Here is a 25,668-nt window from a genome sequence, read left to right as displayed (position 1 = left end):
AAAATCTATTTTCGCATAAGAAGAGATATATGGAAATACCTTTCTCCTAAAAATGGAAACCTGTTATTGAAATTAAAGGTATTTCTTATGTATGTATGATTTATCCTATTTTATTATTATTGTCAGTTTAATAGAATCAATAGTTAATATTTTTGTTTAAATTTGAATAGTAATAACTCTATGGATTGCAGATTGCCTCGCTTTTATTCCAAATTACACCCCCTAGAACATTAGCCCTATTGTTTAAAATAAAGAGAATATTTATAATTATCTGTATATTATATAAAGGAGGCTAAATATGTCTTTAACGAAAAAGATCCTTTTGGGGATGGGGCTAGGGATCGTTGTTGGATTAATCCTAAATTTAGCTTTGCCTGGTATGTATGATACTGTTCAATCGTATATTTTATATCCATTAGGTAAAATATTCGTCAATCTAATTAAAATGCTGGTTGTACCAATTGTTGTTGTATCCTTAATTCTTGGGACTGCAGGAATCAGCGATCCGAAGAAATTAGGGCGAATTGGTGTGAAGACCATCTCTTTCTTTCTTATCACAACTGCAATAGCTATTATATTGGCAATAGGAATGAGCTACTTGTTTCATCCTGGATCAGGAGACTTTCAATTAGATGGAGCAGATTATGAGGCAACAGAAGCACCACCTGTCATTGATACACTTGTGAACATTATACCAACAAACCCTGTCAATGCGATGGCTCAGGAATCGATGCTGCAAATCATCGTTTTTTCGATTTTTATTGGATATGGTTTGTCCAGACTTGGTGAAAAGGTGAATGGAATCTATCGGCTCATTGAGCAGGCAAATGATGTATTAATGTTTCTAGTTAATGTAATTATGAAATTTGCTCCATTTGGTGCTTTTGCGTTAATTGCTACGGCAATTGGCGGTCAAGGCTTTGATGCGATTATGGCGATGGGCAAATATATGTTTGTTGTATTATTTGTTCTTCTTCTTCAACTGGTACTTGTTTATGGATCAGCTCTTTCCTTCTTAGGAAAAATGAATCCAATCAAGTTTTTTAAAGGATTTTCTCCTGCTATGATTGTTGCTTTCAGCACGTCGAGCAGCAGTGCTACATTACCTATCTCAATGAAATCAGCACAAAATAATTTAAATGTATCTAAGAGTGTCAGTGGTTTTGTCCAACCGCTAGGTGCGACCATCAATATGGATGGTACAGCCATTATGCAAGGTGTTGCAACTGTATTCATTGCGCAGGTTTATGGGAGTAATCTGAGTTTAAGTCAATTGCTTACGATTTTATTAACTGCAACATTGGCTAGTATCGGGACTGCAGGTGTGCCAGGTGTTGGGCTTATCATGCTATCGATGGTATTGACATCCGTAGGGCTTCCTGTTGAGGCAATTGCGTTAGTCCTCGGGGTTGATCGTTTACTTGATATGTGCAGAACCTCTGTCAATATTACCGGCGATGCTGTATGTGCAGTTATTGTAGATCGCTCGGAAGGAAAACAGGAAGATTTAGTATCAGAGGAGAAAAGTGCATAATGTTCTTCATTCTTCAGACTCCCATCGGGAGTCTGTTTTATTTCTTCCTGACTATTTTTGTAAAATGTTTCATAATAAACTATAATAATATCAACTATTAATAGAATTAAAAGTTTTTTGTAAATTGATGGAGGAGCCTATGGAACCAATACGTACTTTTGGCAAGAAGGATCCAAATAATACGTACATAGAGAGACCCGCAGTCTATGCGGTTGTATTTAATGAAACAAATGAGAAGGTAGCGGTTGTCCAAGCAGATTGTGACAAGTACTTTCTTCCTGGCGGTGGTATAGAGGGGGAGGAAACACACACCGAATGCTTAAAAAGAGAAGCAATCGAGGAATTAGGCTCGGAAATAGAAATCATACAGTATATTGGATTCGCTGAAAGATACTTTTTTTCAACAAAGGAATATAGGGATTATTTGAGTCAGGGTTATTTTTATTTATGCAAGCTAGGAAAAAAGCTTTGCGAACCGATTGAAGACGACCATCATTTAGTATGGATGGAATTTGCCGAGGTTCAAAAGAAATTATTTCATGAACATCAAAGCTGGGCGGTGAAAAAAGCATTAGAAATAGGTAGACAAAATGGCAAATAAATTGCTAAAGGGCACTTTTTTACTTTCCTCAGCATCCTTTATATCAAAAATTCTTGGATTTATTTATATTGTTCCTTTAACAGTATTAGTTGGGACTTCTGGCTATGCCTTATACAGATATGCATATGGACCATATACGATTATGCTAAGTCTTTCAACGATGGGCATTCCTTTAGCCATTTCTAAATTAACTGCCAAATACAAACAGCTTAAAAGGGAGGACATCGTTCGAAAAATAGTAAAGTCCGGTATGGCATTCATGCTCGTTACTGGCATGACTTCATTCTTACTATTATATATGCTTGCCCCGCTGCTCGCTGGAATCGTTGTTGATGGCAAAAATGATGGAAATTCGTTAGAGAGTATTACCTATGTCATTCGCGTTGTCAGTTTTGCCTTGATAATTATTCCGCCCATGAGTCTTTTGCGGGGATTTTTTCAGGGGAATGAATCGATGGGACCTTCAGCTATCAGTACAGTTGTCGAACAGCTATCTAGAGTACTATTTATTTTAGCAGGTGTGGTCGTTTCTTTAAAGCTCTTAGATTTATCAATTAAGCATGCTGTAGGGGTAGCAGCATTTGGTGCATTTATTGGCGGAATTGCGGGACTTGCTGTCCTTTTATTTTATTTTCGGAAGAGAAAAAAATTTCTTCTGAAGCCAAGACATGAGATCGTCATACACAATGATATATCAGTCATTTCTATTTTTAAAGAAATGATCAAATATTCCATACCATTTGTCATCATGGGATTAAGCCTGCCACTTTATCAAAATATTGATACGTACTCAATAAATATGGTATTAAGTAACAATGGCTATAACAGGATGGATCCTGAAAATGTTAACTCTGTAATTGGACTCGCACAAATTCTAGTGCTCATTCCCGTTTCCATTACTACTGGACTTAGCGTAACGATTATTCCTAATATAACAAAATCGTTTTTTCAGAATAATTTTTGTTTGTTAAAAGAGCAAATCGGTCAATCTTTATTAATTCTTATGTTTATTATCATCCCTGCTGCTACAGGCATTTATGTGCTCGCAGAACCACTATATCTTTTGTTATTTACAGAAAAGAACTTGCCAATACTTGGTGGTGAGCTGCTGAAATTTTATGCTCCAGCAGCAATTTTGATCGCTTTTTACGGTGTGACTACATCAATTCTTCAGGCAATAAATCAGCAAAAAATATTAATTCTCGGACTTTTTTCAGGAATCCTTATTAAAATTATCCTGAACCTTGTGCTGCCTGGAATATTTTTAGAAAAGGGCTTTATCCTAGCAACTTATTGTGGGTATCTTGTATCACTTACTTTTAACATGATCATCATTCGAAAAAGAATTGGAATGGATCTGATAAAAATCAAATATCGAATTGTCACTGTCATTATCTCGACTTTCATTATGGCTTTTTTTGTTAATATACTGGAAAAGTCTTTAAGTCAATATGTAGGGACATTTTTAATTGTTTTAATATGCAGCTCTTTAGGAATTCTTATTTATATTATTTCTTTATATGGCCTGAATATTATTCGATTAAAAAAATCTCTAAAGGGACAGTAAGTAAGAGATAATTAAAGAATCATTAAGCATTTATAAAGAAATTTACAGATTTTGTTGTTTGCCACGATGTTTTACCTATGTTAAAAATAATATGAATTGAATAAGAATGTTTTCTAGGGTTCCGCAAATTTATTTGGACTGGTCCGAGAGAAAACTCACAGCGTTTGTTGTGCCACGGAAGGATAAAAGCCTGGGAGATGACTGTTTATACAGATCTCTTTGGCTTTTTTTTGATTAAAGGATGATTTGGAGGAACAAGAATGAACTGGGTTAAAGTTTTTATTGCAGCATTTTTTGAAGTATTCTGGGTGATTGGCTTGAAGCACGCTGACGACCTATGGACATGGACAGGGACAGTGATATCGATCATTGTTAGCTTTTATTTAATGATTATGGCTGGGAAAAAACTTCCAGTTGGAACGGTTTATGCCGTATTCGTTGGAATGGGTACAGCTGGAACGGTACTTTCGGATATTATATTCTTTCATGAACCATTAAAGATATCTAAAATTATCCTCGTTTCCATTTTATTAATTGGTGTTGTTGGTCTGAAGCTTGTAACGAAAGATGAACAACTTGAGGGAGGGGAAACAGAATGAGCTGGATGTATCTAGTACTTGCGGGCATCTTTGAAATGATCGGTGTAGCGATGATCAACAGTTTACACAAGAATCGCAACTGGCAATCACTTCTTTTCATGCTTGCTGGTTTCGGATTGAGCTTTTTATTTCTTGCATTTGCCATGGGAAAATTGCCGATGGGAACGGCTTATGCGATCTGGACAGGAATTGGGGCATCAGGAGGAGCCATCTTAGGAATGGTTCTTTATGGGGAACCTAAAGACTGGAAACGTCTGCTTTTTATTACGATGGTGTTAGGAGCTGCGATTGGATTAAAAATCGTATCATAATAAATTTTTATTGGACTGAACATTATGTATTAAAACTTTCCATCACTTTACCGATATAATAAAGTGCGATTAATAATTGTATAAACTGCCTAAAGCTAAACAACAATTCAATTATTTAACACCAAATGGGAGTGACGGAAAGTTGAAAATTAAAACGAGTTTAATCTCTACCATATCCATATTAATATTAACGATAATTGCTCTAGGTTTGTTTTCTATATCTATTATCAATTCAACCATTGATCAAAATCAGTTATTAAAAAATAAAATGGAAGTTCAAAAAGGGATAGTAAAAGTTCAATACCGTCTGACTGGTCTTTCAAATGATGAAAGAGCATTTATCATTACAGGGGATGAACAATATTCTCATGGAATGCACAATAAGGCGAATGAAATTAAGAAAATGCTTAAAGATATTGGAAGCTTAATTAAAGAAGATCAATATAAAAAAGATCTTGCCTCACTTGAAAAGAGCTTCAATGAATTTTGGCAATTGAATCAGCAGGTCATCAGAACTTTCCGCGACAATCCTTCAGAAGCTAGAAGTTTACATTTTGGTGAGGAGAGAGCATTAAGGAAAGAGGTATTAGATCCCGCGGTCAACAAACTTGTTGATGTTCTAGAGAAAGATGTAAATAGTCTTAGTAATATGATAAAAAAGGAAGGGAAATGGAGTAAAACAGCGCTTCTTTCCTCCTCAATCATTGCCACTATCATCGGCATTGTGTTAGGCTTTTACCTATTAAGATCGATCCTGATCCCCCTTGGACAGATTAACAAGCAATTAGAAGAAATTGCTAAAGGAGAGGCTGACTTAACGAAACGTGTAAAAATCAAAGGGGAAAATGAGTTTGGACAATTAGCACAATCGTTTAATTTATTCGTTGAATCATTGAGAGAAATCATTAAACAAGTTGGCAGTTCATCCGAGCAAGTTGCAGCATCATCAGAGGAATTGACAGCAAGTGCAGAACAATCCAAGGCAACCACCGAGCTAGTATCTGCATCAATGCAAACAATTGCAGACAGTAACACACAGCAAAGTGATATGATGGAGAATAGTTTACAAGCAGTTAATCAATCACTGCAAAACTTAGTAGAAGTGACAGGAAACACTGCAAATGTGGCAGAGGTATCCTCAGCTATGAAAATTCAGGCTGAAAGTGGCTCAGAATCTGTTAAAAAGGTTGTGGAGCAAATGGAGTCTATTCATCAGTCTGTAGACTTGGCTGGTGAAGGTGTAAACTCCTTAGTATCAAGTGTTCAAGAAATTAAAGAGATTTCATCTTTAATTACTGATATTTCCAGTCAAACCAATTTGCTTGCACTAAATGCAGCAATCGAAGCAGCAAGAGCAGGTGAACACGGAAAAGGATTTGCTGTAGTGGCAAATGAAGTGAGAAAACTGGCAGACGAAACGAATCTTTCAGTCAATAAAATCCATCATCTAGTTGCAACGATACAAAGTGAATCGGCTGATACGGTTAGCAACATTATTCAGGTGAAGGAAAATGTCGCCTCAGGTATTAATATATCTAAAGAAACGGTTTCTAATTTTAAAGAAATTCTTGATTCAATTGAAAAGGTTACATCACAAATTCAAGGAGTGGCTGCGACCTCACAGCAAATTACTGCTGGTTTTGAATTGGTACAGCATTCAATTGAAGGAATTACTGAAGGAACGAAAGAAACTGCAGCAAGTACAGAAAACATTGCTTCCTCTACAGAAGAGCAGCTTGCCACAATGGAAGAAATCTCATATGCAACTGCATCATTATCTAAATTAGCAGAGGACTTGCAATCAATGGTATCACGATTTAAAGTATAAATTTCTTATAAATTGAGTTTTAAATTTGGCTTAAAACACAGCGCACTGCTGTATATGACACCCCCATATGGGGTGTTTTTTTAGTAGGAAAATAAAATAAATTTAGGAAATTATACCAATCTATGTGTTTATATATTATAATTTTAAGAATATTTAAAAAGGGAGAAGATTAATTATGAATGATTGTTTTATTTGTCATAAACATAGTGGAGCTATAAAAACTGATGGCGTAATAATCTATGAAAATGAGTATGTTTATGTTGGTCATATTGATAGGAAAGGAAAACCTAATTACTTAGGGCATATTATGATAGACTTAAAAAGACATGCACCAACGCTTGGTGATATGACAGCAGAAGAAGCTAAAGCATTTGGGTTAATCATGGCTAAGGTTAGTAAAGCTCTAGTAGAGTCTGAAAAAGCAGAACACGTATATGCTGTTGTTTTAGGGAACTCGGTTCCGCACCTTCATCTTCACCTAATGGCACGATATCCAAATACGCCAAAAGAATTTTGGGGTCCATGGGAAGTATATGATTGGGAGGATGCGCCAATGGGTGACAATAACGCTGTTATTGAACTTTGCACTCGTATAAAAACACACCTAGAGAACAATTCAAATGAGTAATTCAATGAAAGAATTCACATGGATTGGTTGTCAGGAAAATTTTGTTGATAAGATAGATGTTCAAAGAATTAATCAGATAACCATTGGACGTTTTGGAGGAAATTCAACAGCAGGACAGGATAAAAATGAAGATGGCTGTTTGATATGGGTAGACGATAAGAGGGAGTGGGAATTTGCTATCATTTTGGATGCACATCATTCCGCAGAAAGCGCAGAAATAGTAATTGATACATTTATAGTAAAAAAAACAGAAATTGTAACTATATTATCAATGCCGATTAACCAATGTTTTAAAAGACTTGAAGAAATAGTCTTGGATCTATTTCAAGGAGAAGAGTTTCTTTCTTCTTGTCGGAAAGTTAATGGAGAAACTGCCTGTTTAATTGTCGCTCGAAAAAATAAATATGTTTGGTGGCTTTCAGTAGGTGACTGTTCCTCATATATCTTTCACCCAGAACTTGCTTCTCTTGGTCAATACCAAATGAACCAACGGCAATTCTTTGAATGGGTTGGACAAGTCAACACGTTTGAACAAACAGTTCCTTGCTACAGCAGTGGCAAAAGAGAACTAAGAAAAGGATCAAACCGTATATTTTTAACAACCGATGGACTTATTGAATGTCCTAATGAACCCTTTTCAAATCCAAAAGAAATATATAAGATGTTTTCAAGTTCTGAAGATGAAGTGAGCATAAAGCTGCTCCTTCAAAAAATTCAGGTTAACCATGTAAGGGATAGTACTACAATCATTTCTTGGAATGTGAACATTACGAATCAAGTTACAAGACCAAGCAATGAATAGGGAATCTTCTACTACAATGTTAACAAGAGGTGCAATTTGCACCTCTTGTTTTTTAAATGAACAATAGTATCATTTTTTGCTGTTGATAGGTAGTTATGGAATAATACAGCATAATTAACGTCCTCTATTAGCAAATCATTTCAGGAAGCTGAAAATCCTGTTATACTATATTAAGTAAATGTTAGAATTGAATGATAAGCATTCCTTAATTGAAACTAGTTAATTATTGATAAAAGGAAGGGAATATATGTCTGTTGGAAATGAAAATATAACTAGATTGCACATAGAAAATAAAGAATACATATTAATTGGAACTGCACACGTGTCTAAGCACAGCGCGGAATTAGTTAAAGAGGTAATCGAGGCAGAACAGCCAGATGCTATTTGTATTGAATTAGATGAACAAAGATATAAATCCATTATTGATGGGAATAAATGGAAGGAAATGGATATCTTTCAGGTGATTAAAGAAAAAAAAGCCTCCTTGCTTTTAATGAATCTCGCTATTTCTTCCTTCCAGAACCGTATGGCCAAGCAGTTTGGCATAAATGCAGGTCAAGAAATGATTCAAGGGATTGAATCAGCGAAGGAAACGGGTGCTGAACTCGTTCTCGCTGACCGAAATATCCAGATTACCTTTTCTCGCATTTGGGGAGGAATTGGATTAAAAGGAAAAGCAATGCTATTAACACAAGTAATAGCTAGTATATTCAGTAAAGAAAGTATCTCAGAAGAAGAACTGGAGAAGATAAAGGAACAGGACACAATCAATGCCATTTTAAATGAATTCACTGAAACATTTCCGAAATTAAAGACTCCTTTAATTGATGAGCGAGACCAGTATTTAGCTGAGAAAATCAAAAACGCTCCTGGAGAAAAAGTTGTTGCAGTATTAGGTGCCGCACACGTTCCCGGTATTACAAAAGAAATCAAAAAAGAACATGATTTAACCCGCTTAAACGAAGTACCACCTAAATCGAAAGTTCCAAAAATTATCGGATGGCTCATTCCGATCTTTATTATTTCCATTATCGCTTATACCTTCTATACAAACCCATCTGCAGGTATGCAGCAAACATTGAGCTGGGTGCTCTGGCATGGAGCTTTCGCCGCACTTGGAACAGCCATCGCCTTCGGACACCCGTTAGCAATTGTAACAGCCTTTATTGCTGCCCCAATCACTGCATTAGATCCAATCACTGCTGCAGGTTGGTTTGCTGGAACTGTACAAGCCTACTTCCGTAGACCAAGTGTAAAAGATTTTGAGACGCTATCTGAGGACGTTTTTAGTTTCAAAGGATTTTGGAAAAATAAAGTAACTCGAGTACTCCTTGTTGTTGTGCTGGCAAATATCGGTAGTTCACTCGGAACTTTTATTGGCGGTGCAGATGTCATTCGATTATTTATAAAGCATTTATAATGAAAAAGGATGTTGTCTATGAATATAGATAACATCCTCTTTTATAAAAATGAGCCAGGTATGATCCTTGCATCGTTTTAAATAGTTAGAAATCCTAAGCTATGCTTGGAATTATCCCTCTAAGGAATTTGCAAAAACAGTAAGGTTTACCTTTTATTTAGAATTAGGTGTTATCTTTCTTGTTGTGAGTACCTTCATAGCATCCTCTACATCATTTGCAAAGCGAATTGGATTTTCAATTTTTTCAAAATGAATATACATCAGTCTTGGGTCATCAAAAAGCCAATGATTATGAAAGGCTGTCACAATAATATTATGTTCGCGAAGCTCGCTAATGAATGGATTTATCTCTTCTTGTAGAATCACCGTTTCTCCACTGCATAGTGCTCTGCCGTCCGCTGTTAAAGATTCAAAGGCAAACATTTGTGGAATCAATAAAAATGATCTACCACGCCTTCCAAGCACTCGAGGCATAATATTTGTCCGCGATTTCATCACTATGCAAATCCCATCTTCAAATGTATGCATGCTACCTTCCAAAATTCTATTGAACTCTTCACATAGTTCTTCTCCTCGTCTGTTTGATGCTTTTTGAACTCTGCGAGAACTTCCAACATTGCGCGTGATTAATACGTCTAATGCTCTTCTTACTTTTCGAGCAAAAGCCAAAGGTTCATCAATAGATTCGAAATGCATATACATTAGCCGGGGAATATCAAAAAGCCAGTGATTGTGAAGGGCAGTTACAATGATTCCCTCTTTACGCAAAATAGTCATAAATGGGTTAACTTCTTCTTGAAGGAGAACAGTCTCACCAAGACATAATGCCTTTCCATTCTGATCTAGGTTCTCAAAAGAATATGCCTGTGGAACAAACATAAAGGATTCAGCTCTCCGGCCTAATACAACAGGGTGAATATTTGTCCGGGATCTTGTCGCAGTACATACGCCATTAATAACAGAAGGTGTAGCCCCCAAAATTTCCGCAAATTCCTGGCAAAGAGTATCTGGGTTCATGTTGCTCATATTGTCCAATTTCAAATCATCTCCTGAATATTAAATTTCAGGACATTATATTCATGTACCTAAATTAAGGAACTTGACTGAATGATTGGAAGTGAAAGTCTAAGTGTTTTACCAATGCAATAGGCTAAAATTAAGTACAAAATTAGATATAGATTAGAAAGAGTTTTGATGTCTATGAAAAGAGACAATCCCCTTTTTATAAAATTGGGCAGTATGCTCATTGCGTCGTCTAATTAGAAAAAGAGTAATGAGGAGAGAAGTCTGGAGCATCAAGTAATCAATTTAGTTTATTTAGATAATGAAATAAAATCAAAACCAACATAGGATTCCGGTAACTCTTTGTGTAATATATTAGTATAGCAGATATTATGTCAGGAGGGATAATATGACAGGAGCCATTGCTATTGTTATGGTTTTTTCTATTCCAATCATCGCCATCGTAACCGATCACTTTCAAAAACAGTCAAAAATCAAGCATAAAATGATCCAAGATGAATTAGAACTGGAAAGGTTAAAGCATCAAAACTATCTAATTGAAACGCAAAAAATGAGGCTTGAGCTGGAACAAATGCAGCTTGGAGAACAAAAAGATAAGAAGGTACTGTAGGGAGGTATATTATTTGTGTTTTATTGATTGCGGGAATCATTGGTATGATATGATTCCTGCTTTCTTTTAGTTTCTGATAAAAGGTTATTTTGCACTCTCTGATGCTCTCTCGCATTGGTTTTTTTTGCAAAGGGGAATCATCTGCACTCTCTGATGCCGCTCTCATCTATTTCTTACCTACCAAAATTTTTTCATATGTTACCTTCTCAAAGAGTTACAAACCATTTTCCATTCTTTGTCTTGAACTATTAAAGATTATATTTATTAAAATATAAAAAACTGAATTTAAATCGAAAAAAAATTACGCTAAAGAGTAAAATTTATTGCGTTTTAACAGAAAATAATTTACTCTTGAAAGTAAGAGGAGGTGTAAATCTTGGAAGATCTGAGATTAAATGTTTCACTATTACGAAGAAGAGTTCCTAATTTAACAACTGCTGCGAAATCTGTAGGTCTAAGACCTGCTACCGTTTCTAATCTTTGTACGGGTAAGATCCCTGTCGGACGTTCAGAGGTTCGCACATTAGTTGCACTTGCTTCCTTGGCAGAGTGTAGTTTGGATGAGTTGATCATAAGAGGGGAGAAGATTGAGATGATTGAGACGAAAATTAAAACATTGGATTTATTTGCACCACTTGCTAAAGGAGGTACAATTGGGTTAGTTGCTCGCCATGGAATGGGTCAGCTTGTTCTACTGTCGGAGTTATTCTTCCGCTTAAAAAAGGATGACTTTACAACCATTTTGCTCATTCCAAATGGAAACTATCCTGAATTAAATGATGTAACAGAAAATACTGACTTCATCGCTCATACAATCAATGAGGTATATGAAGAAATAGCTGTGAAGGGAAAAACATCAGAAATTGCATTTGCTGCAGATCGAAGAAATGTTGTAACTGGGGAAATTTACGACCTTCAAGAACGATTACAGGGTATAGGGATCACGACAGTCACCACTTTTTTAGTCGATTTAACTGGAGAAGCGGTTGATGAAGACCTGCCATATGGTCCACTTGAAACATTATGGCAATTTGATGCTGATTTATCTGCAAGACATAAATTTCCAGCAGTCAACCCAATTCATTCAACCTCTTCCGTTTTAGAAGGAGCCCATCTAGATCAAAATCACCTCACCACTCAACAACGCGCACAAAAACTACTACGTCGATACCGAGAGCTCCGATCATTAGTAAATGTACGAGGATTGGAGCATCTCCCAGGAGCTGAAATCCAAACATTTAAACGTGGCGAACGGCTGGAAGCCTATTTAACACAGCCATTCTATGTCGCAGAAGCCTTTACAGGACAAAAGGGGGAATCTGTAGCCTTATCAGATACAATTAACGATGTCAGAAAGATCTTAGATGGGGTGACAGATTCCATCCAAGCAGATCAGTTAAGCTATATTGGGCAGTATATTGCGGATTAACAATAAGTTAACAAAATTAGAACTCAGCTATTGGGTTCTTTTTTTTTATGATTATTGATGCAACATTTGTGAAATTACAATACAGAAAAGTTGTTGCAATTATCTACCTACTCTAATTTATATTAGGTATGCTCCTTTTTTCTTAAAATTCAGAAAATATAAAACGTACTATATTCAAAATCATATTGCTTTAAAGAATCCTTTGTTATAAAGAACTAGTAAGGCTAACGAAGTAGTTGTTCTAAGGAGATATTCATCATGGAAACTTCTTCCTGTTGTTTTAGGTTAACTATCTTGGAATAAAGTTTATATTTAATATGGATCATCATTGAGTGTAATACTAGGCAATTATTTACAGTTATGTTATACTAAAAGGGATGTAATTGAGAATGATTTTCAAATTGAACGATAAGTTACATACTTACTATTTTACAAGAGCTAAGAAAGGGGGATTTCCAGAATGAGTAATCAAGAAGGAATAAATGCTGTCGAACAAAACATTATAAATCGTAGAACAATTACATCCTTTAAAAAGGATTCAATCAGTCCTGAGGAGATCATTGAGTTGCTGAATGTGGCCAAGTGGGCGCCCAACCACAAGTTAACAGAGCCTTGGAAATTTCAATTATACGTAGGTGAGGGGAAAGAAAAATTTATACAAGCCTACATTCATTCACAGCCAAAAGTTGATGGCGAGATCTCGGAAAGAGTGAAGAAAAAAGCACAATATTTTAGAGATATTCCCGTGCATTTGGTAGTCATCATGCCCGAAGATCCCCGCCAAAGAAGGTGGGATGAAGATTATGGAGCTGTCTCCTCACTCATTCAAAATTTTCAACTTGCGGCATGGCAAAGAGGAATCGGTATGATTTGGCGTACGAATGATTGGATTTACGATCCAACGTTCAGGGAGGAAATAGGTGTAACTCCTGGCGAGAAAATAGTGGCGACATTGATGATTGGCTATCCTGAATATGTACCTGCTGCTCGGCAACGTACCGATATTCGAGAGCTTCTTAAAATTATAGATAAATAGTGAAAGGAAAAATAGAACGCAGCATTTGGTTCTTTTTTTAAAAAAAATCTGTGATTATCATACATATCAAAGGGTTTAATTCAGATAATTCTATATATTCTATATTGTTATAGAAATACATTTGTGAAATGGGTTATAATTTTACTTAAATTGACAATATTTATTGGCCATTAATATCAAGGGGATGGAAAAATGCATAATACTAAAACAAAATTAATGCAGGATCTTATAAGAATTCAGAAGGAACATTATCAGCTGCAGGAAGGGGAGGAAGTACAGGATTTCGTTACACAGATGCTGCAATATATTGGTGATCCTCAGCCTGAGCTGCGTGATGATCTTATCTATACAACTTTCCAAAAGTGGATTTTTGAAATGAATAAATTTACAGATGAGGAACTGCGAAATCTCTTGTCTATTTTAATCGATAAGCAGCATTTGTTATATCATCTCGGCAATGCAGGTGACCTGACAGTTTTAACAAGAGCTTTTTCTGTCTTGCCCATTGCTCTAATATTACACCGCCACTTGAAACAGCCTTTCTTGGCGTTTTCTGATTTCCAAGCAGTTAAGAATGCATTGCTTCGCTTTTATAAAGAGGAGAAAGATTTACGCGGCTATTTACCTGTGGAAGGCTGGGCTCATAGTGCAGCCCACGGTGCTGATGCTCTAGAAGAGCTCATACAATGCCCTGAAAGCGATATGTCTTTGCAACTTGAGGTATTAGATGTGATAAAAGGGATGCTTCATAATGGCATCTACATTTTCTGTGATGAGGAGGATGAACGGATTGCAAGTATTGTGGATACAATGATTGTCAAAAACCTGATTCCTAATGAGAAAATCACTGACTGGTTAATCTCCTTGGCAGACTGCGCTGATTGGACGAGAAACCGCGATCAAATGATTGCTCAAATAAACAGCAAGAATTTTATACGAAGTCTTTATTTTAGGAGAGAATATGTAAGCCATAATAATCAACTTGCAGCTGCTTTACTTGAAGCAGAAGGTAAACTAAATAATTTTGCAACACATTAAGTATAAATTTAAAAATTATCAATAGATAAAATGGCAAACAAAAATACGGAATAAATTGAGGGGCTTTTTAAAAAAATCGAAGGTGAATACATGTAAATAAAAAAGCATTCTAGGAATACCCATGAATGCTCTTTGTTTTCTTATTTAGAATGGATGTGCTGGATTCTTCCAACTTGCCCGTCTGTTAGTCTAACTTTGATTCCGTGCGGGTGTGTTCCAGAGTTCGTGAGGATGTCTTTAACGACTCCTCTTGTAAGCTTTCCAGTTCTTTGATCCGCTTTTAAAATAATGTCAACTGTTACCCCTGGTGATATATCTTTACGATTATTCCCATTCATTAGCTGCCCATTTTTCTGCGGGTATTACTTGGTTTCTTCGTTTGCTGGCTTTTCATCTTCTTTGCTGAAAGGTCAACATTTGCTTTTCCTTTACTAGATGAATTCTGGTTTTTTTTGTTTTCAAGCTGCTTTTTCATTGCCTCTTGCAGGCTTACTTTCTTTTTTGGTGCTTCAGATTGATTGTTTTCAGTCATAAGAAATTCCTCCAATTGGAATATGTTAGTTAGAAGTATAATCTATTTTTATGATTTATGAAAGAATAAAGAGTGGATTCATTTCACTTCTATAATAATATTTAATCATTATTTGAGGGAGAACAGTAACAATCTAATTAATTTATCAGGGGTGAATAGAATGTGTACTCAAAATAAATTACCTCCCATTGAAGCCGCACATCAATTTATCAATAAACATTTTCCTAATTGTCAAGGGGCTTTATTAGCAGGAAGCGTCGTTCGTGGAGAAGCAACAGAAACATCAGACCTTGATATAATAATTTTTGATAAAAATATTTGTGCATTTTATAGGGAATCGTTAATAGACATAGGTTGGTCAATAGAGGTTTTTGTACATGACTTAACCTCCTATAAATTATTTTTTGAAAGTGATCGGAAACGAGCGAGACCCTCTTTGCCAAGGATGGTTTCAGAAGGAATTATTCTAAAAGATGATGGTATTGTAGAATCTATTAAAAAAGAGGCACATGACTTGTTAGAAAATGGACCAGAAAAATGGTCAGTAGAAACGATAAAAACAAAGCGCTATTTTATAACAGACGCATTAGATGATTTTATTGGATGTTCGAATAGGGCAGAAGAACTCTTTATTGCAAATACTCTTGCTGGATTAGTAAGTGAATTCATTTTAAGAATAAATGTCCAATGGATTGGTGCATCAAAGTGGATCGTACGCTCTTTAAAACATTATGATGAAGAGTTCACAGAAGAATTTGTAGAGGCTTTTGATGTTTTTTATAAGAATGGTGACAAGAGGCAAGTTATTCAATTAGTCGATTCTATCTTGAAACCATATGGCGGACGTTTGTTTGCTGGTTTTTCATTGGGGAAAAATGAAGGATTCTAAAATGAATTAGTATAAGAACTTAAAATTCATACAAATATATTAAAGTTATGAATAAATGACAAATACGGAGGTCAACTAGTGAATAAAACAATTGTATTTACTGGAGGCGGTTCGGCTGGTCATGTAACTCCAAACATTGCCATAATAAGTGAAATGAATAAGGATTGGGATATCCATTATATCGGTTCAAAAAAAGGGATAGAAAAAGAATTAATTCAACGCTTGAATATTCCTTACTTTGGAATTCATAGTGGAAAGTTAAGAAGGTACGCAGACAAAGAAAATTTGATTGATATTTTTAGAGTAATGAAGGGATGTTTTGAAGCAAGATCGATCTTAAAAAAGTTAAAACCAAGTTTAGTTTTTTCTAAAGGCGGATTTGTTTCTGTACCAGTTATTTTAGCTGCGAAAACTCTAAAAATACCTATTTATATTCATGAAAGTGATAAGACTCCTGGATTGGCAAACAAAATCTCTCAAAGATTTGCAACAAAGATATTTACTTCTTTTGATGAGACAAAGCATTATTTTCCAGCACATAAAACGTTTGCCATCGGATCTCCGATTAGAAAAGAAATAGTAAACGGGACGGCTGACAAAGGGAGAAAGCTTCTTGGCTATACTAATCATTTACCGATTTTAACGATCATGGGCGGAAGTTTAGGAGCAAAAAGAATCAATGAGGTAGTTAGAGAATCTTTAAATCAGCTAACAGCAAATTATCAAATTGTCCATATTTGCGGAAAGAATAATCTTGATGGTACGATTACAACCAATTCCAGATATATACAATTTGAATATGTGCAAGATGAATTGCCAGATATTTTAGCTGCTACTGATATTGTCATTACAAGGGGTGGTTCAAATGCTATTTTTGAATTTTTAGCACTACATATTCCCATGATAATCATACCTTTAGGGATGCATCAAAGTAGAGGGGATCAAATTTTAAATGCAAAAGCGTTCGAGAAAAAAGGCTTTTCACTTACATTAGAAGAAGATAGATTAAATCAAAAATCATTAATAGATAGTTTAAATTCAATGAACAAAAACAGGAGTTTTTATCGTGAAAAAATGAAAACCTCTTTTCAGGGGGATGCATTGCAAATATTAGTAAATGAAATAAATAATATTCATATTTAGGTTAGGCAATAATGAAAGGATTTACTGATAATTAATTTGCTTCCCCAAGGATTTTTTTGACAAATTAGTAAAACGACTATATAATATAATTGTAATTTTAAATCATAAGGGAGGATTATTAAAAAATGACACACGCAATGAGACTACGTTTCCAATCTTTGAACCTGTAATTGAATACGTTCAGGAGCTCTGTTAGTGAATGCAGAGTAAATGGGATTAGTCTGTCCTTTTTTAATGATCTTCATTTCAAATATATTTATGTATATGAAGAAAGGCGGATCGTTCTGCCTTTTTTTTAAAATTTTTTCTTTTATATTATGTAAAGGAAAGACTAAATCCTCTTACTCAAAAACCACAGGCAGACGTCTGTGGTTTTTTATTTTAAAGATGAAGGAGAGGAAAGAGATGCAATATTTATTGTTTCATTGATACGGGCGTGCAATAGAAGCTCGTATCGATCCTAGCTATCGATACGAAATCCAAAAAATTTCGGAGGTAGCGAAAATGGAACAAATATGTTTTGAAATAGAAAATGTTGAAGTAACTTATTTAGATAAAGAAATATTGAAGATTGACAGATTAGCAGTCCATCAATTTGACCGCATTGGCGTTGTAGGCAAAAATGGTGCTGGGAAGAGTACGTTAATCAAGTTATTAGCTGGAAAAATATCGCCAACGAGTGGAAGAGTGAATCGTTACATTGATTGTGGATTCTTCGAACAGCTTGAAGCTCCAGCAAAAGTAGAAGCAGATTTATCCTTGCTAGGAAAACTAGCAGTTCCGAAACATTCAAAACAATTAAGCGGCGGGGAGCAAACAAGGCTAAAGCTAGCCCAATTGTTTACTCACTACTATGAAGCTTTGCTAATCGACGAGCCAACAACTCACTTGGATCAAGAAGGGATTTCATTTCTAGTTGAAGAGCTAGCGTATTACTATGGTGCACTTGTGTTAATTAGTCATGATCGCAGCGTATTAGATAAACTCGTCACCACAATTTGGGAAATAGAAGATGAAAAGGTGAATGTTTATACTGGAAATTACAGTGAATATATGGAGCAAAAGCGATTAGAGCGTCAACAGCAAAGACAAGCGCATGAACAATATATGAGGGAAAAGAACCGACTTGAAAAAGCAGCCCAAGAAAAAATGAAAAAGGCTGAAAAAATTGCTCAAGCAGGAAGTATGTCCAAGAAAGAAGCGAATGCAAAACCGAACAAGATGTTTATGACGAAATCTAAAGGAACAAGCCAAAAGGCAGTTCAGCGTGCAGCGAAAGCGATTGAACATCGAATGGAGAAACTTCAAGAAGTTGATGTAGTACAAGAGGAAAGAAAAATCATTTTTCGTCAGTCTGAAACATTAGAATTGCATAATAAGTTTCCGATAATGGCAGACCAGTTCACTCTTCAAGTGGGGAATAAAGTGTTACTGGAAGAGGTGAGTTTCCAACTGCCTCTCGGTAAAAATATTGCGATTACTGGACGAAATGGTAGTGGAAAGAGTACGCTGCTTCACCATATTGCGAATCAGACAGCAGGAATTACAATTTCTCCTAAAGCCAAGATTGGCTGGTTCCGCCAAATGAGCTATCAATTCTCAAGTGACGAAACAGTTCTTCAATTTTTGAAAAGTCGCTCAGACTATGATGAAGGTTTTTTAAGAAGTGTATTACATGCAATGCATTTTACTGGTACAGACATACGAAAAAGGGTGATATCATTAAGTGGTGGAGAAGCGATACGCCTCCAGCTTTGTTATCTGTTTTTAGGAAAATACAATATATTATTGCTAGACGAACCGACCAATTTTTTAGACGTACCTACCATTGAGGCACTAGAAAAGTTTATCGCTGCATATAAAGGAACGATTATTTTCGTATCCCATGATCGTGCATTCATCAATAACACAGCAGACATCAAGTTTAATATTGCGAGTAAAAGATTAAATCAAGAGTGATAGAACTTTTGAAATAAGCTGCCTATAATGTTAGGTGGCTTATTTCTACATCCAAGCATTTATTAAGGCAGCTATTTCAAAAAGGATTAAATTCCCTTTACAATTTCATCACACAAGTGTAGAATCTCTATATACCTAAAAAAACTAGGTAGGTGAAAATATGTTTAATCGTGAATTGGTAAAAGGAAGTACATCGCTCTTATTGCTCCAACTGTTAGAGGAGCGGGACATGTATGGCTATGAACTTGTAAAAGAGCTAGAGAAACGAAGCGGAAACGAATTTTCTGTGAAAGAGGGTACGCTCTATCCAGCGCTTCATAAACTCGAAAAACAGGAATACATTGAATGCTATTGGCAGGAACAAGAGAAAGGACCGGCAAGAAAGTATTATTGCATAACCAATGCAGGCAAGGACATGCTTCTTGAAAAGACACGGGAATGGAATGACTTTGTATCAGTGATGAACAAGCTGATAGGGAGAAAAAAACATGGAACGGCTGAAGAATGAGTTTTTAGCGGAGCTAGCGCAGAGACTTGTCGAACATCCAGATAAAGAATCGATATTGAACGATTATGATGCGCATCTTGATGATCTTCTTGTATCGCTATACAAAGTAGAAAACGAATCAGAGCTACGGCAACAGGTTTATTCAAGATTCGGATCACCGAAAGAGATAGCTGAAATGTGGAAAGAAGAGCTGTCTGTTACTCCTAGTAAAATGAAATGGCTATTCCTTGCAGTAAATATATGTTTGTTTACAGGAGGAGCGATCCTCACTATCGCACATAATCTCCTTGATTGGCGTTGGCTTTCTAATCTATGGGCTCAATTAACTTCATTTCCAATCATCATTGCACTGATTTATTTATTCTTTTGGGCGCTGCTAGGCTATGAAATTGGGAGAGGATTTGGACATAAAGGCAGAAAGCTAATGAAAGGAACATTCCTGTTAGCATTGCTGCCAAATATTCTCTTAATGATATTAACGGTATTCAAAATCATTCCTCATGAATGGTTTAGTCCGCTGCTGACTGAGACGTTTATCGTTTTCTGCATCCTTTTCACCATTCTTTTATATCCCATTTGTCTAATTAGTTACAGGTGGGGCAAAAAAGCTTCTGTATAAGCTTTTTTTTAATCATATACATAGAAATTCTATATATATAGAAAAACTATATGCTTTTGGAGGTTTTTATCATGGAATTGAAAATAGAAAAGGTAGACTGGTTGTTTTTTCTTCTATGCCTATTTGCAGGGGTACTTGCTGAAGAAGCATTTTTCAGGGGCCAAATCGGTGTCTCCTATTTTGTTTTTATTGCTGTTTTCTATACTATATTCTTTTGGCGCTTTCATTCATTTTCGTTTTCACATCAGCGAGTAGGGTATCTTATATTAATTTCAATTTGGCTTTTGGCTGCAGGCTACTATTTAAATGACACCGTTCTTTTTTATGCTCTGAATATACTTGTGATTCCATCCCTTGTTATCTTTCATTTAGCATTAATTACATCACCCAAAAAGATTGAGTGGAATAAGCCATTTTTCATTCTTTACACTGCTTTAAGATTTGGACAGGGAATTCGCTATGCGGGTATTTTCATTAGCTATATTGCCAAAAAATTAAATCGTAGCAGCAACCCAAAGCAGTTTGATGTTTGGAAAAAAATTCTCATCGGTGTTGCTATCGCTATTCCTTTCTTATTTGTCGTTCTTAACCTGCTGATTTCAGCTGATGCCCAATTTGAAAAGCTTGTAAACAACCTCCCAAATTTGTTTAGCTTTCAGACAGAATATGTCTTCCGTGTCATTACCATGCTTATTTATGGATTAGGATTTTTTGGGTTTATGCAAGTTCTTATACAAAAAAATGTCCGAATAGTAAAGAAAGAAGGCACATTAAAGCTTCTTCAAATGGATGGAATCATTACTTTGACTGTGCTGCTGCTTTTGGATTTGGTCTATATTTTATTTGTTATTGTCCAATTTAAATATTTCTTTAGCGGCACACTTGATAACGGCTTCACTTATGCCGAATACGCAAGAAGGGGATTTTTTGAGCTCCTATTTGTTACCCTAATTAACTTGACCATAACAACGGGCGTTATTACTTTTACAAAGGGTGTTCAAGGAAAATTGAAAATAGCCATTCGTTCCGCCTTAACCATACTCGTCTTATCAAGCGGTGTCCTGCTTATATCAGCATTTATGCGCATGTCGATGTATGAGGATGCATATGGCTTCACATTTACAAGAGTTCTCGTCAATTCGTTCATGATTTTCCTAATGGTCATCTTTGCCTACACCCTTGTGAAAATCTGGCTAGACCGACTGTCTTTATTTCATTTTTACTTTATTGCATCTCTGATCTATTATGCCGGCATGAATATCATCAATTTTGACCAGATTGTGGTAGATCGTAATATCGCACGCTATGAGACAACAGGAAAAATTGATATCCATTATTTAAATAGCTTTTCATCAACAGGAATTCTTGGACTAATAGAGCTTTATGAAACAAACCCTGATGTACCAGGTTTAAAAGCATTACTAAAACAACGGAAAGCAGAAAGAGAGTATTTACATCCAGATACATGGCAGTCGCAAAATCTTGTGAGGGATAAAGCGTATAAAAGGCTGGGAGAATTGGATTTAAGGTGATATTTCTCAGTAAAACTGAAAGAAATGTAGTTTAAATAGATTAAGAAGAAAGAATCCATTTTGATAATTTTTACAAAAAAATGGATTCTTTCTTCTATCGCCTATTCATCTTTGATTATCAATGTGATTGATATTCGTCTATTTTTATTTGATCAATAACCGAATTCACATCATAAAAGCCGTCTATTCCATTCCTTTTCTATTTCCTCTAATGGTTTTCCTTAAATATTTTGCAACTTTATTTCTAATTGATCTTGATTGTAAACCTGCTCAATCTTCTCTAAACCATAGGAATCAATTAAAAAAGTAATAAATGATCCTGCATGTGTGTAGCTAATCCATTTTACGATGTAATCTGCATACTCAACTAAAGGTGGACGAAAAAAGAAATCATCGATTGTTAGATCCATTAACTTATTTTCTAGTACTGCAAACACCTGTTACTTCAGCCCCAAATGATTTGGCAATTTGAACAGCGAACGTACCGACCCCGCCAGATGCCCCGTGAATTAATACCTTTTGATTTGTCTTAATTTTACCTTTATCCCTTAGACCCTGTAAGGCTGTAACACCCGCCATAGGTGAAGCGGCTGCTTCCACATACGTAATATTGGGTGGTTTAAGGGCTAGAGCCTCTTCAGCGACAGCTGTATATTCGGCAAAACCACCCCACCGCAAATAGAAAGGTCACCAAACACTTCGTCACCAGGTTTAAATTGTTTAACATCTTTTCCTACTTCTTCAACTTGACGGCTATATCACCCCCGGGAATGGAGTATTTTGGCTTTGTTAATTCGAAAGCAAAGCGAGCAAGAAATGGTTGACCTTTCAAAAGAACTAAGTTACCAAAGTTCAAAGATGATGCATGAATCTTAACTAAAACTTGATTAGCTAAAGGTACAAGTTTATAGAATATGCTAGATTTTAAAAAATCCTCCTAATTTGCAACTTTTTGTTATGCTGAAACGTGGATAGGATGAAAGGGGGCACAGCTTTGGAGTTAGATGAGGCATATGAGGTATATGTAAAGGATCTATACCGTTATTTGTTATCCCTTTCCAAGGATCATTTTACAGCAGAAGACTTAGTACAAGAGGCGTTCTACCGTGCGTATATCCATTTAGGTGATAATGAAATCAATAATATAAAGGCATGGCTATTTAAAGTGGCTTACCGTGCATTTATTGATTTTTCGAGGAAAAATAATCGTTTGGTTATCAGTGACAAAATCGAAGGTATGAACAAAAATCCTATCATTCTTGAAAAGAATCCTGAGAATCGTATGTTAGAGAAGGAGAGCTTTCAACTATTGATAGAAGATATCCATTCTTTAAAGGAAACGGAAACACATGTGATTCTTTTATGTGATTTACATCAGTTATCCCTGAAGGAATCAGCGGAGATACTTGATATAAATCTAAATACATTAAAAAGTCATCTTGTACGCGGTCGAAAAAAATTGATTGAAAGGGTAAAAGACAGGAGGATGAATGATGAAAGAGGATAATCAGAAAGACAAAGAAATTTATCAATCGTATATTAATCATTCCATTCAAGACTTTGAAAATAGTCAGTCCATTAACGTAAAAGATCAAAGGTCTATGATTAAAAAAGGAAAATACATGGCATTAATCACTTCGATTATGATAAGTCTTGCAATACTGCTATTAATCATTCCTGGCATGACACTCGGATCCTATTTATATTATGCCGTCGGCGGGAAGGCAAATCATTTAATTGAGATTGCCACAAAAACGGTCTATGTAACCGAGCCAAACATTAGTTTAGAGGAAATGGAATTGGAGGAAAATATTAAATTCTTCTCTATGGATATTCAATTTGAAGTATTTAAGCGAATTGGTAAAGAAGATTATAAGGCTGGGGAATACCTGATTAAGTATGCGTTTGATAAACCTAGGTTTCCAGAGAAGACGATCCTATTAGATCGGCCATTGCCCAAGATAGCAAGCATGGAATCAAATCGCATATTTCATCCGGATGCTTTAAAGCCACCAGGGCTTGAAGTTGAATGGGACCTATTAAAAAAATTGCCTGATGGGACAGTTAGTGAAGTATATATCTCTTTAAGTAAATTAATGAAGGCAGGAGAATTAGAAAAACAACTTGGAAAAAATGTAGAGGTTCGATGGGTTGCAGTTGATACTGGACTTGAAAAGAAGCAAATAGATAAGGAAGGCTATCCAGTCGCTCCGATTGGCTATCCTTTACAGCTTGATCAGACCACTTGGTCACCTTTTAATGGACGTGATCAAACAAATGAAGAGGTATTTATGGATATACTTGAATTCCTAAGAAACAATGAAGAAAATGCTGCAAAAATAGCAAGTGCAAAAAGCCTTGCCCTTGAAGAAAGAGTTCCTTATTTAAAGAAAAATGGGATTTACGTATACGGGGCTGTAGTGACAGGACCAACCTCAGAATTAAGAAAACTTCAAAAAAATGAAGCCATTCGAACAATGAAGGTAGGGGAAGTTAAACTATGGAATTGGAAGTAAAGAGCAAAAAAAAGAAGCGTCAAAGGCAAAGAGTTCCCACTGTCACAGGTCTTCTTTCCTTTGTTACTGCAATCATAGCACTTGCAGGATTAAATATAGCATTGTTAATGGATTATGATGAGTTTCCAGATTTTTTTCTTATAAAACTGCCTTTAGTTGGTTTGATCCTAGGCGGAATTGGACTTTTCACACAGAAAAGATCAAGATTGTTTTCAATTTGGGGCATGTTCTTATGTCTTTTCATATTTATTTTTACCTTTACGATGTTTGGGCTGGCATGGAGCATTAACCCCAAACCATAATAAAAAGGCAGGGAAATTTCCCAGCCTTTTTTATTTATACTTCTACCTTCTTATCCCTAACCTCTAATACATCCAAAAGGAATACAAACACCGGAATCCCAACAATCAGACCCCAAACACCAAAGAAATGTTCTCCAAAGATTAACACGATAAATGTGTAAAAAACAGGTAAGTCCGTCTTAGCAGACATTAATTTTGGATTAAGAATGTATGCTTCAATTGCATGGATAATCATGATTACAATAAGGATATAGATTACTTGAATAAAGCCCCCAAGTGTATAAGCAATTGTACAAAGCGGGATTAGTGAAATGATCACGCCTGCAACAGGTATTAATCCAAGTAAAAAGATTAAAATCGATAATCCCATTAATTGAGGGAAGTCCATAATCCATAATGCTAATGTAGTCAATCCGCAATTAACAATAGCAATAATAAACTGTGCTTCAATTACTTTACCAAATGTGAGGACAAACTTTTTTGCAAAGAACTCAATTTCATTGTAAAAAGGTGCAATTTTACTGTTTTTAAATTTGGAAGTAAATTCGATTAGCCTTGGCTTTTCTAATAAGAAGAATAAACTTAGAATAAGCGAAAGCATAACCTGGATGGCGATATTACTTACACCGCTAAAGTACTTTAGTAAGAATGTAAATCCTTGCTCCAAATATTTCGAGATTTGGTTCGTTTCTATAAAACTCATGACATAGTTTATAATAATATTATCGTGCTGCTGTGTATAGAAAACGGTAATCTGTGTGACTAGTTGGGAGATTTCAGCAACAATGATCGGCAAGTACTTGCTTATCCCAATCGTTAACAGCCCGATAATAGCCAAATATACAATGAGCACGGTTACTTTTCGATTCAACTTAATCTTTCTAGTAATTAGGTTCACTAATCGATTAAGTAAAAATGAAAAAATAAATGTGATTAGAATTAAATTAATCATGCTTCTAAGTAAGTATAGAACGAATAATAAAATTCCGAAAATAATAAATCTTTTGAACGCACTTTTTTGTAATAAAGTTTGAATCGTCTCCATTAACGTCATATTCCTCCAATATATCGTAGCAGGCGGCTACACTTCTTATCTTCTATTTTAGTCTATTTTTAAAGATAATCATAATGATTTCATAAAAAAACAGATACTTTTTCACATTCACTTCAAGTATATTACATGATTTAATTAAAATGATGAAACCTTCCTAAATTTGGAACGTAACAGTATAATATTTACAT

At 35.5% G+C, this 25,668-nt stretch carries 27 protein-coding genes, 1 pseudogene and 1 riboswitch; of the genes and pseudogenes, 22 read left to right on the top strand and 6 right to left on the bottom strand.

The window, feature by feature from the left end; translation table 11 throughout:
- The first annotated feature begins 298 nt into the window (after window positions 1–298).
- The 9 genes from AN957_RS14465 (at window position 299) to AN957_RS14425 (ending at window position 9,290) form a co-directional block, all read left to right on the top strand.
- A complete protein-coding gene (locus tag AN957_RS14465) occupies window positions 299–1,534 on the top strand; it encodes a dicarboxylate/amino acid:cation symporter (protein ID WP_053476183.1) in 1,236 nt (411 codons plus the stop codon).
- Window positions 1,535–1,673: 139 nt separating this feature from the next.
- Complete coding sequence (locus AN957_RS14460; RefSeq protein ID WP_075209156.1) at window positions 1,674–2,135, top strand: NUDIX hydrolase; 462 nt, start codon at window positions 1,674–1,676, stop codon at window positions 2,133–2,135.
- The gene (locus AN957_RS14455; RefSeq protein WP_056684789.1) at window positions 2,125–3,702 is read left to right on the top strand and encodes a putative polysaccharide biosynthesis protein; all 1,578 of its coding nucleotides are present in this window, start codon (window positions 2,125–2,127) and stop codon (window positions 3,700–3,702) included. Before AN957_RS14460 ends, AN957_RS14455 begins: the two co-directional genes overlap by 11 nt.
- Window positions 3,703–3,804: 102 nt before the next feature.
- Window positions 3,805–3,901: riboswitch (guanidine-I (ykkC/yxkD leader) on the top strand.
- Between the two features lie 61 nt (window positions 3,902–3,962).
- Window positions 3,963–4,301: a DMT family transporter gene (locus AN957_RS14450; protein WP_056684786.1), complete on the top strand. Its 339-nt coding sequence runs from the start codon at window positions 3,963–3,965 to the stop codon at window positions 4,299–4,301.
- On the top strand, window positions 4,298–4,612 hold the full coding sequence (locus tag AN957_RS14445) for a DMT family transporter (RefSeq protein WP_053476180.1): 315 nt from the start codon (window positions 4,298–4,300) through the stop codon (window positions 4,610–4,612). The genes AN957_RS14450 and AN957_RS14445 overlap by 4 nt, the downstream gene beginning before the upstream one ends.
- A gap of 142 nt (window positions 4,613–4,754) precedes the next feature.
- Window positions 4,755–6,440 (top strand): methyl-accepting chemotaxis protein, encoded by a 1,686-nt coding sequence (locus AN957_RS14440; RefSeq protein ID WP_056684784.1) that lies wholly within the window; start codon window positions 4,755–4,757, stop codon window positions 6,438–6,440.
- A gap of 175 nt (window positions 6,441–6,615) precedes the next feature.
- On the top strand, window positions 6,616–7,068 hold the full coding sequence (locus AN957_RS14435; protein WP_053476178.1) for an HIT family protein: 453 nt from the start codon (window positions 6,616–6,618) through the stop codon (window positions 7,066–7,068).
- The gene (locus AN957_RS14430; RefSeq protein ID WP_053476177.1) at window positions 7,061–7,870 is read left to right on the top strand and encodes a PP2C family serine/threonine-protein phosphatase; all 810 of its coding nucleotides are present in this window, start codon (window positions 7,061–7,063) and stop codon (window positions 7,868–7,870) included. Before AN957_RS14435 ends, AN957_RS14430 begins: the two co-directional genes overlap by 8 nt.
- A gap of 247 nt (window positions 7,871–8,117) precedes the next feature.
- Window positions 8,118–9,290, top strand: coding sequence for a TraB/GumN family protein (locus AN957_RS14425; RefSeq protein ID WP_056684781.1), 1,173 nt, complete (start codon window positions 8,118–8,120; stop codon window positions 9,288–9,290).
- Between the two features lie 153 nt (window positions 9,291–9,443).
- On the opposite strand, the gene AN957_RS14420 is transcribed toward AN957_RS14425, so the two are convergent.
- Complete coding sequence (locus AN957_RS14420; RefSeq protein WP_056687186.1) at window positions 9,444–10,316, bottom strand: DUF1259 domain-containing protein; 873 nt, start codon at window positions 10,314–10,316, stop codon at window positions 9,444–9,446.
- A 385-nt stretch (window positions 10,317–10,701) separates the two neighbouring features.
- On the opposite strand from AN957_RS14420, the gene AN957_RS14415 reads away from it, so the two are divergent.
- From AN957_RS14415 to AN957_RS14400, 4 genes are all read left to right on the top strand, one after another.
- Entirely contained in the window at window positions 10,702–10,923 is a 222-nt protein-coding gene (locus AN957_RS14415) for a hypothetical protein (protein WP_056684778.1), read from the top strand.
- Between the two features lie 376 nt (window positions 10,924–11,299).
- Window positions 11,300–12,352: an ATP synthase beta subunit C-terminal domain-containing protein gene (locus tag AN957_RS14410; protein ID WP_056684776.1), complete on the top strand. Its 1,053-nt coding sequence runs from the start codon at window positions 11,300–11,302 to the stop codon at window positions 12,350–12,352.
- 460 nt (window positions 12,353–12,812) lie between these two features.
- A complete protein-coding gene (locus tag AN957_RS14405) occupies window positions 12,813–13,388 on the top strand; it encodes a nitroreductase family protein (protein WP_053476173.1) in 576 nt (191 codons plus the stop codon).
- Between the two features lie 192 nt (window positions 13,389–13,580).
- The gene (locus tag AN957_RS14400) at window positions 13,581–14,426 is read left to right on the top strand and encodes a DUF2785 domain-containing protein (RefSeq protein ID WP_056684773.1); all 846 of its coding nucleotides are present in this window, start codon (window positions 13,581–13,583) and stop codon (window positions 14,424–14,426) included.
- A 140-nt stretch (window positions 14,427–14,566) separates the two neighbouring features.
- Here AN957_RS14400 and AN957_RS14395 read toward each other — a convergent pair whose 3' ends face one another.
- Window positions 14,567–14,764, bottom strand: coding sequence for a YwbE family protein (locus AN957_RS14395; protein WP_056684770.1), 198 nt, complete (start codon window positions 14,762–14,764; stop codon window positions 14,567–14,569).
- Window positions 14,764–14,958 carry a hypothetical protein gene (locus tag AN957_RS14390; protein WP_056684767.1) on the bottom strand — a complete coding sequence of 65 codons (195 nt, stop codon included), beginning with the start codon at window positions 14,956–14,958 and terminating at the stop codon, window positions 14,764–14,766. The genes AN957_RS14395 and AN957_RS14390 overlap by 1 nt, the downstream gene beginning before the upstream one ends.
- A gap of 160 nt (window positions 14,959–15,118) precedes the next feature.
- Between AN957_RS14390 and AN957_RS14385 the strand changes: the two genes are divergently transcribed.
- From AN957_RS14385 to AN957_RS14360, 6 genes are all read left to right on the top strand, one after another.
- Entirely contained in the window at window positions 15,119–15,847 is a 729-nt protein-coding gene (locus AN957_RS14385) for a nucleotidyltransferase domain-containing protein (RefSeq protein WP_056684764.1), read from the top strand.
- A gap of 78 nt (window positions 15,848–15,925) precedes the next feature.
- Window positions 15,926–16,990, top strand: a complete 1,065-nt coding sequence (locus AN957_RS14380; RefSeq protein WP_056684761.1) for an undecaprenyldiphospho-muramoylpentapeptide beta-N-acetylglucosaminyltransferase — start codon at window positions 15,926–15,928, stop codon at window positions 16,988–16,990.
- 504 nt (window positions 16,991–17,494) lie between these two features.
- Window positions 17,495–18,949 (top strand): Msr family ABC-F type ribosomal protection protein, encoded by a 1,455-nt coding sequence (locus AN957_RS14375; protein ID WP_053476168.1) that lies wholly within the window; start codon window positions 17,495–17,497, stop codon window positions 18,947–18,949.
- 160 nt (window positions 18,950–19,109) lie between these two features.
- A complete protein-coding gene (locus AN957_RS14370) occupies window positions 19,110–19,457 on the top strand; it encodes a PadR family transcriptional regulator (protein WP_053476167.1) in 348 nt (115 codons plus the stop codon).
- Window positions 19,438–20,076, top strand: a complete 639-nt coding sequence (locus AN957_RS14365; RefSeq protein WP_053476166.1) for an HAAS signaling domain-containing protein — start codon at window positions 19,438–19,440, stop codon at window positions 20,074–20,076. The genes AN957_RS14370 and AN957_RS14365 overlap by 20 nt, the downstream gene beginning before the upstream one ends.
- A gap of 71 nt (window positions 20,077–20,147) precedes the next feature.
- Window positions 20,148–21,608 (top strand): DUF4153 domain-containing protein, encoded by a 1,461-nt coding sequence (locus AN957_RS14360; protein ID WP_053476165.1) that lies wholly within the window; start codon window positions 20,148–20,150, stop codon window positions 21,606–21,608.
- A 221-nt stretch (window positions 21,609–21,829) separates the two neighbouring features.
- On the opposite strand, the gene AN957_RS14355 is transcribed toward AN957_RS14360, so the two are convergent.
- Window positions 21,830–22,045, bottom strand: coding sequence for a hypothetical protein (locus AN957_RS14355; RefSeq protein WP_053476164.1), 216 nt, complete (start codon window positions 22,043–22,045; stop codon window positions 21,830–21,832).
- Window positions 22,029–22,524 (bottom strand): annotated as a pseudogene (locus tag AN957_RS14350) (NAD(P)-dependent alcohol dehydrogenase); the annotation flags it as partial. The pseudogene AN957_RS14350 and the gene AN957_RS14355, both read right to left, overlap by 17 nt.
- 78 nt (window positions 22,525–22,602) lie before the next feature.
- Here AN957_RS14350 and AN957_RS14345 point away from each other — a divergent pair.
- The 3 genes from AN957_RS14345 to AN957_RS14335 are packed head-to-tail and all read left to right on the top strand — an operon-like array spanning window position 22,603 to window position 24,426.
- Window positions 22,603–23,115 (top strand): sigma-70 family RNA polymerase sigma factor, encoded by a 513-nt coding sequence (locus AN957_RS14345; RefSeq protein WP_053476163.1) that lies wholly within the window; start codon window positions 22,603–22,605, stop codon window positions 23,113–23,115.
- The gene (locus AN957_RS14340) at window positions 23,102–24,124 is read left to right on the top strand and encodes an anti-sigma factor (protein ID WP_053476162.1); all 1,023 of its coding nucleotides are present in this window, start codon (window positions 23,102–23,104) and stop codon (window positions 24,122–24,124) included. Before AN957_RS14345 ends, AN957_RS14340 begins: the two co-directional genes overlap by 14 nt.
- On the top strand, window positions 24,109–24,426 hold the full coding sequence (locus AN957_RS14335) for a hypothetical protein (RefSeq protein WP_053476161.1): 318 nt from the start codon (window positions 24,109–24,111) through the stop codon (window positions 24,424–24,426). The genes AN957_RS14340 and AN957_RS14335 overlap by 16 nt, the downstream gene beginning before the upstream one ends.
- A gap of 34 nt (window positions 24,427–24,460) precedes the next feature.
- Here AN957_RS14335 and AN957_RS14330 read toward each other — a convergent pair whose 3' ends face one another.
- Window positions 24,461–25,471, bottom strand: coding sequence for an AI-2E family transporter (locus tag AN957_RS14330; protein WP_053476160.1), 1,011 nt, complete (start codon window positions 25,469–25,471; stop codon window positions 24,461–24,463).
- Window positions 25,472–25,668: the final 197 nt, after the last annotated feature.

Source organism: Cytobacillus solani (assembly GCF_001420595.1).
In the GTDB taxonomy this organism is placed as follows: Bacteria; Bacillota; Bacilli; order Bacillales; family Cytobacillaceae; genus Cytobacillus; species Cytobacillus solani.
This window is presented reverse-complemented; position numbering and strand designations above follow the sequence as displayed.

What these genes read in the sequence shown, in the direction of transcription:
- AN957_RS14465 (WP_053476183.1), top strand. Translation starts at nt 299, where the DNA reads ATGTCTTTAACGAAAAAGATCCTTTTGGGGATGGGGCTAGGGATCGTT.
- AN957_RS14460 (WP_075209156.1), top strand. Translation starts at nt 1,674, where the DNA reads ATGGAACCAATACGTACTTTTGGCAAGAAGGATCCAAATAATACGTAC.
- AN957_RS14455 (WP_056684789.1), top strand. Translation starts at nt 2,125, where the DNA reads ATGGCAAATAAATTGCTAAAGGGCACTTTTTTACTTTCCTCAGCATCC.
- AN957_RS14450 (WP_056684786.1), top strand. Translation starts at nt 3,963, where the DNA reads ATGAACTGGGTTAAAGTTTTTATTGCAGCATTTTTTGAAGTATTCTGG.
- AN957_RS14445 (WP_053476180.1), top strand. Translation starts at nt 4,298, where the DNA reads ATGAGCTGGATGTATCTAGTACTTGCGGGCATCTTTGAAATGATCGGT.
- AN957_RS14435 (WP_053476178.1), top strand. Translation starts at nt 6,616, where the DNA reads ATGAATGATTGTTTTATTTGTCATAAACATAGTGGAGCTATAAAAACT.
- AN957_RS14430 (WP_053476177.1), top strand. Translation starts at nt 7,061, where the DNA reads ATGAGTAATTCAATGAAAGAATTCACATGGATTGGTTGTCAGGAAAAT.
- AN957_RS14425 (WP_056684781.1), top strand. Translation starts at nt 8,118, where the DNA reads ATGTCTGTTGGAAATGAAAATATAACTAGATTGCACATAGAAAATAAA.
- AN957_RS14420 (WP_056687186.1), bottom strand. Translation starts at nt 10,316, where the DNA reads ATGAGCAACATGAACCCAGATACTCTTTGCCAGGAATTTGCGGAAATT.
- AN957_RS14415 (WP_056684778.1), top strand. Translation starts at nt 10,702, where the DNA reads ATGACAGGAGCCATTGCTATTGTTATGGTTTTTTCTATTCCAATCATC.
- AN957_RS14405 (WP_053476173.1), top strand. Translation starts at nt 12,813, where the DNA reads ATGAGTAATCAAGAAGGAATAAATGCTGTCGAACAAAACATTATAAAT.
- AN957_RS14400 (WP_056684773.1), top strand. Translation starts at nt 13,581, where the DNA reads ATGCATAATACTAAAACAAAATTAATGCAGGATCTTATAAGAATTCAG.
- AN957_RS14395 (WP_056684770.1), bottom strand. Translation starts at nt 14,764, where the DNA reads ATGAATGGGAATAATCGTAAAGATATATCACCAGGGGTAACAGTTGAC.
- AN957_RS14390 (WP_056684767.1), bottom strand. Translation starts at nt 14,958, where the DNA reads ATGACTGAAAACAATCAATCTGAAGCACCAAAAAAGAAAGTAAGCCTG.
- AN957_RS14385 (WP_056684764.1), top strand. Translation starts at nt 15,119, where the DNA reads ATGTGTACTCAAAATAAATTACCTCCCATTGAAGCCGCACATCAATTT.
- AN957_RS14375 (WP_053476168.1), top strand. Translation starts at nt 17,495, where the DNA reads ATGGAACAAATATGTTTTGAAATAGAAAATGTTGAAGTAACTTATTTA.
- AN957_RS14370 (WP_053476167.1), top strand. Translation starts at nt 19,110, where the DNA reads ATGTTTAATCGTGAATTGGTAAAAGGAAGTACATCGCTCTTATTGCTC.
- AN957_RS14365 (WP_053476166.1), top strand. Translation starts at nt 19,438, where the DNA reads ATGGAACGGCTGAAGAATGAGTTTTTAGCGGAGCTAGCGCAGAGACTT.
- AN957_RS14360 (WP_053476165.1), top strand. Translation starts at nt 20,148, where the DNA reads ATGGAATTGAAAATAGAAAAGGTAGACTGGTTGTTTTTTCTTCTATGC.
- AN957_RS14340 (WP_053476162.1), top strand. Translation starts at nt 23,102, where the DNA reads ATGAAAGAGGATAATCAGAAAGACAAAGAAATTTATCAATCGTATATT.
- AN957_RS14335 (WP_053476161.1), top strand. Translation starts at nt 24,109, where the DNA reads ATGGAATTGGAAGTAAAGAGCAAAAAAAAGAAGCGTCAAAGGCAAAGA.
- AN957_RS14330 (WP_053476160.1), bottom strand. Translation starts at nt 25,471, where the DNA reads ATGGAGACGATTCAAACTTTATTACAAAAAAGTGCGTTCAAAAGATTT.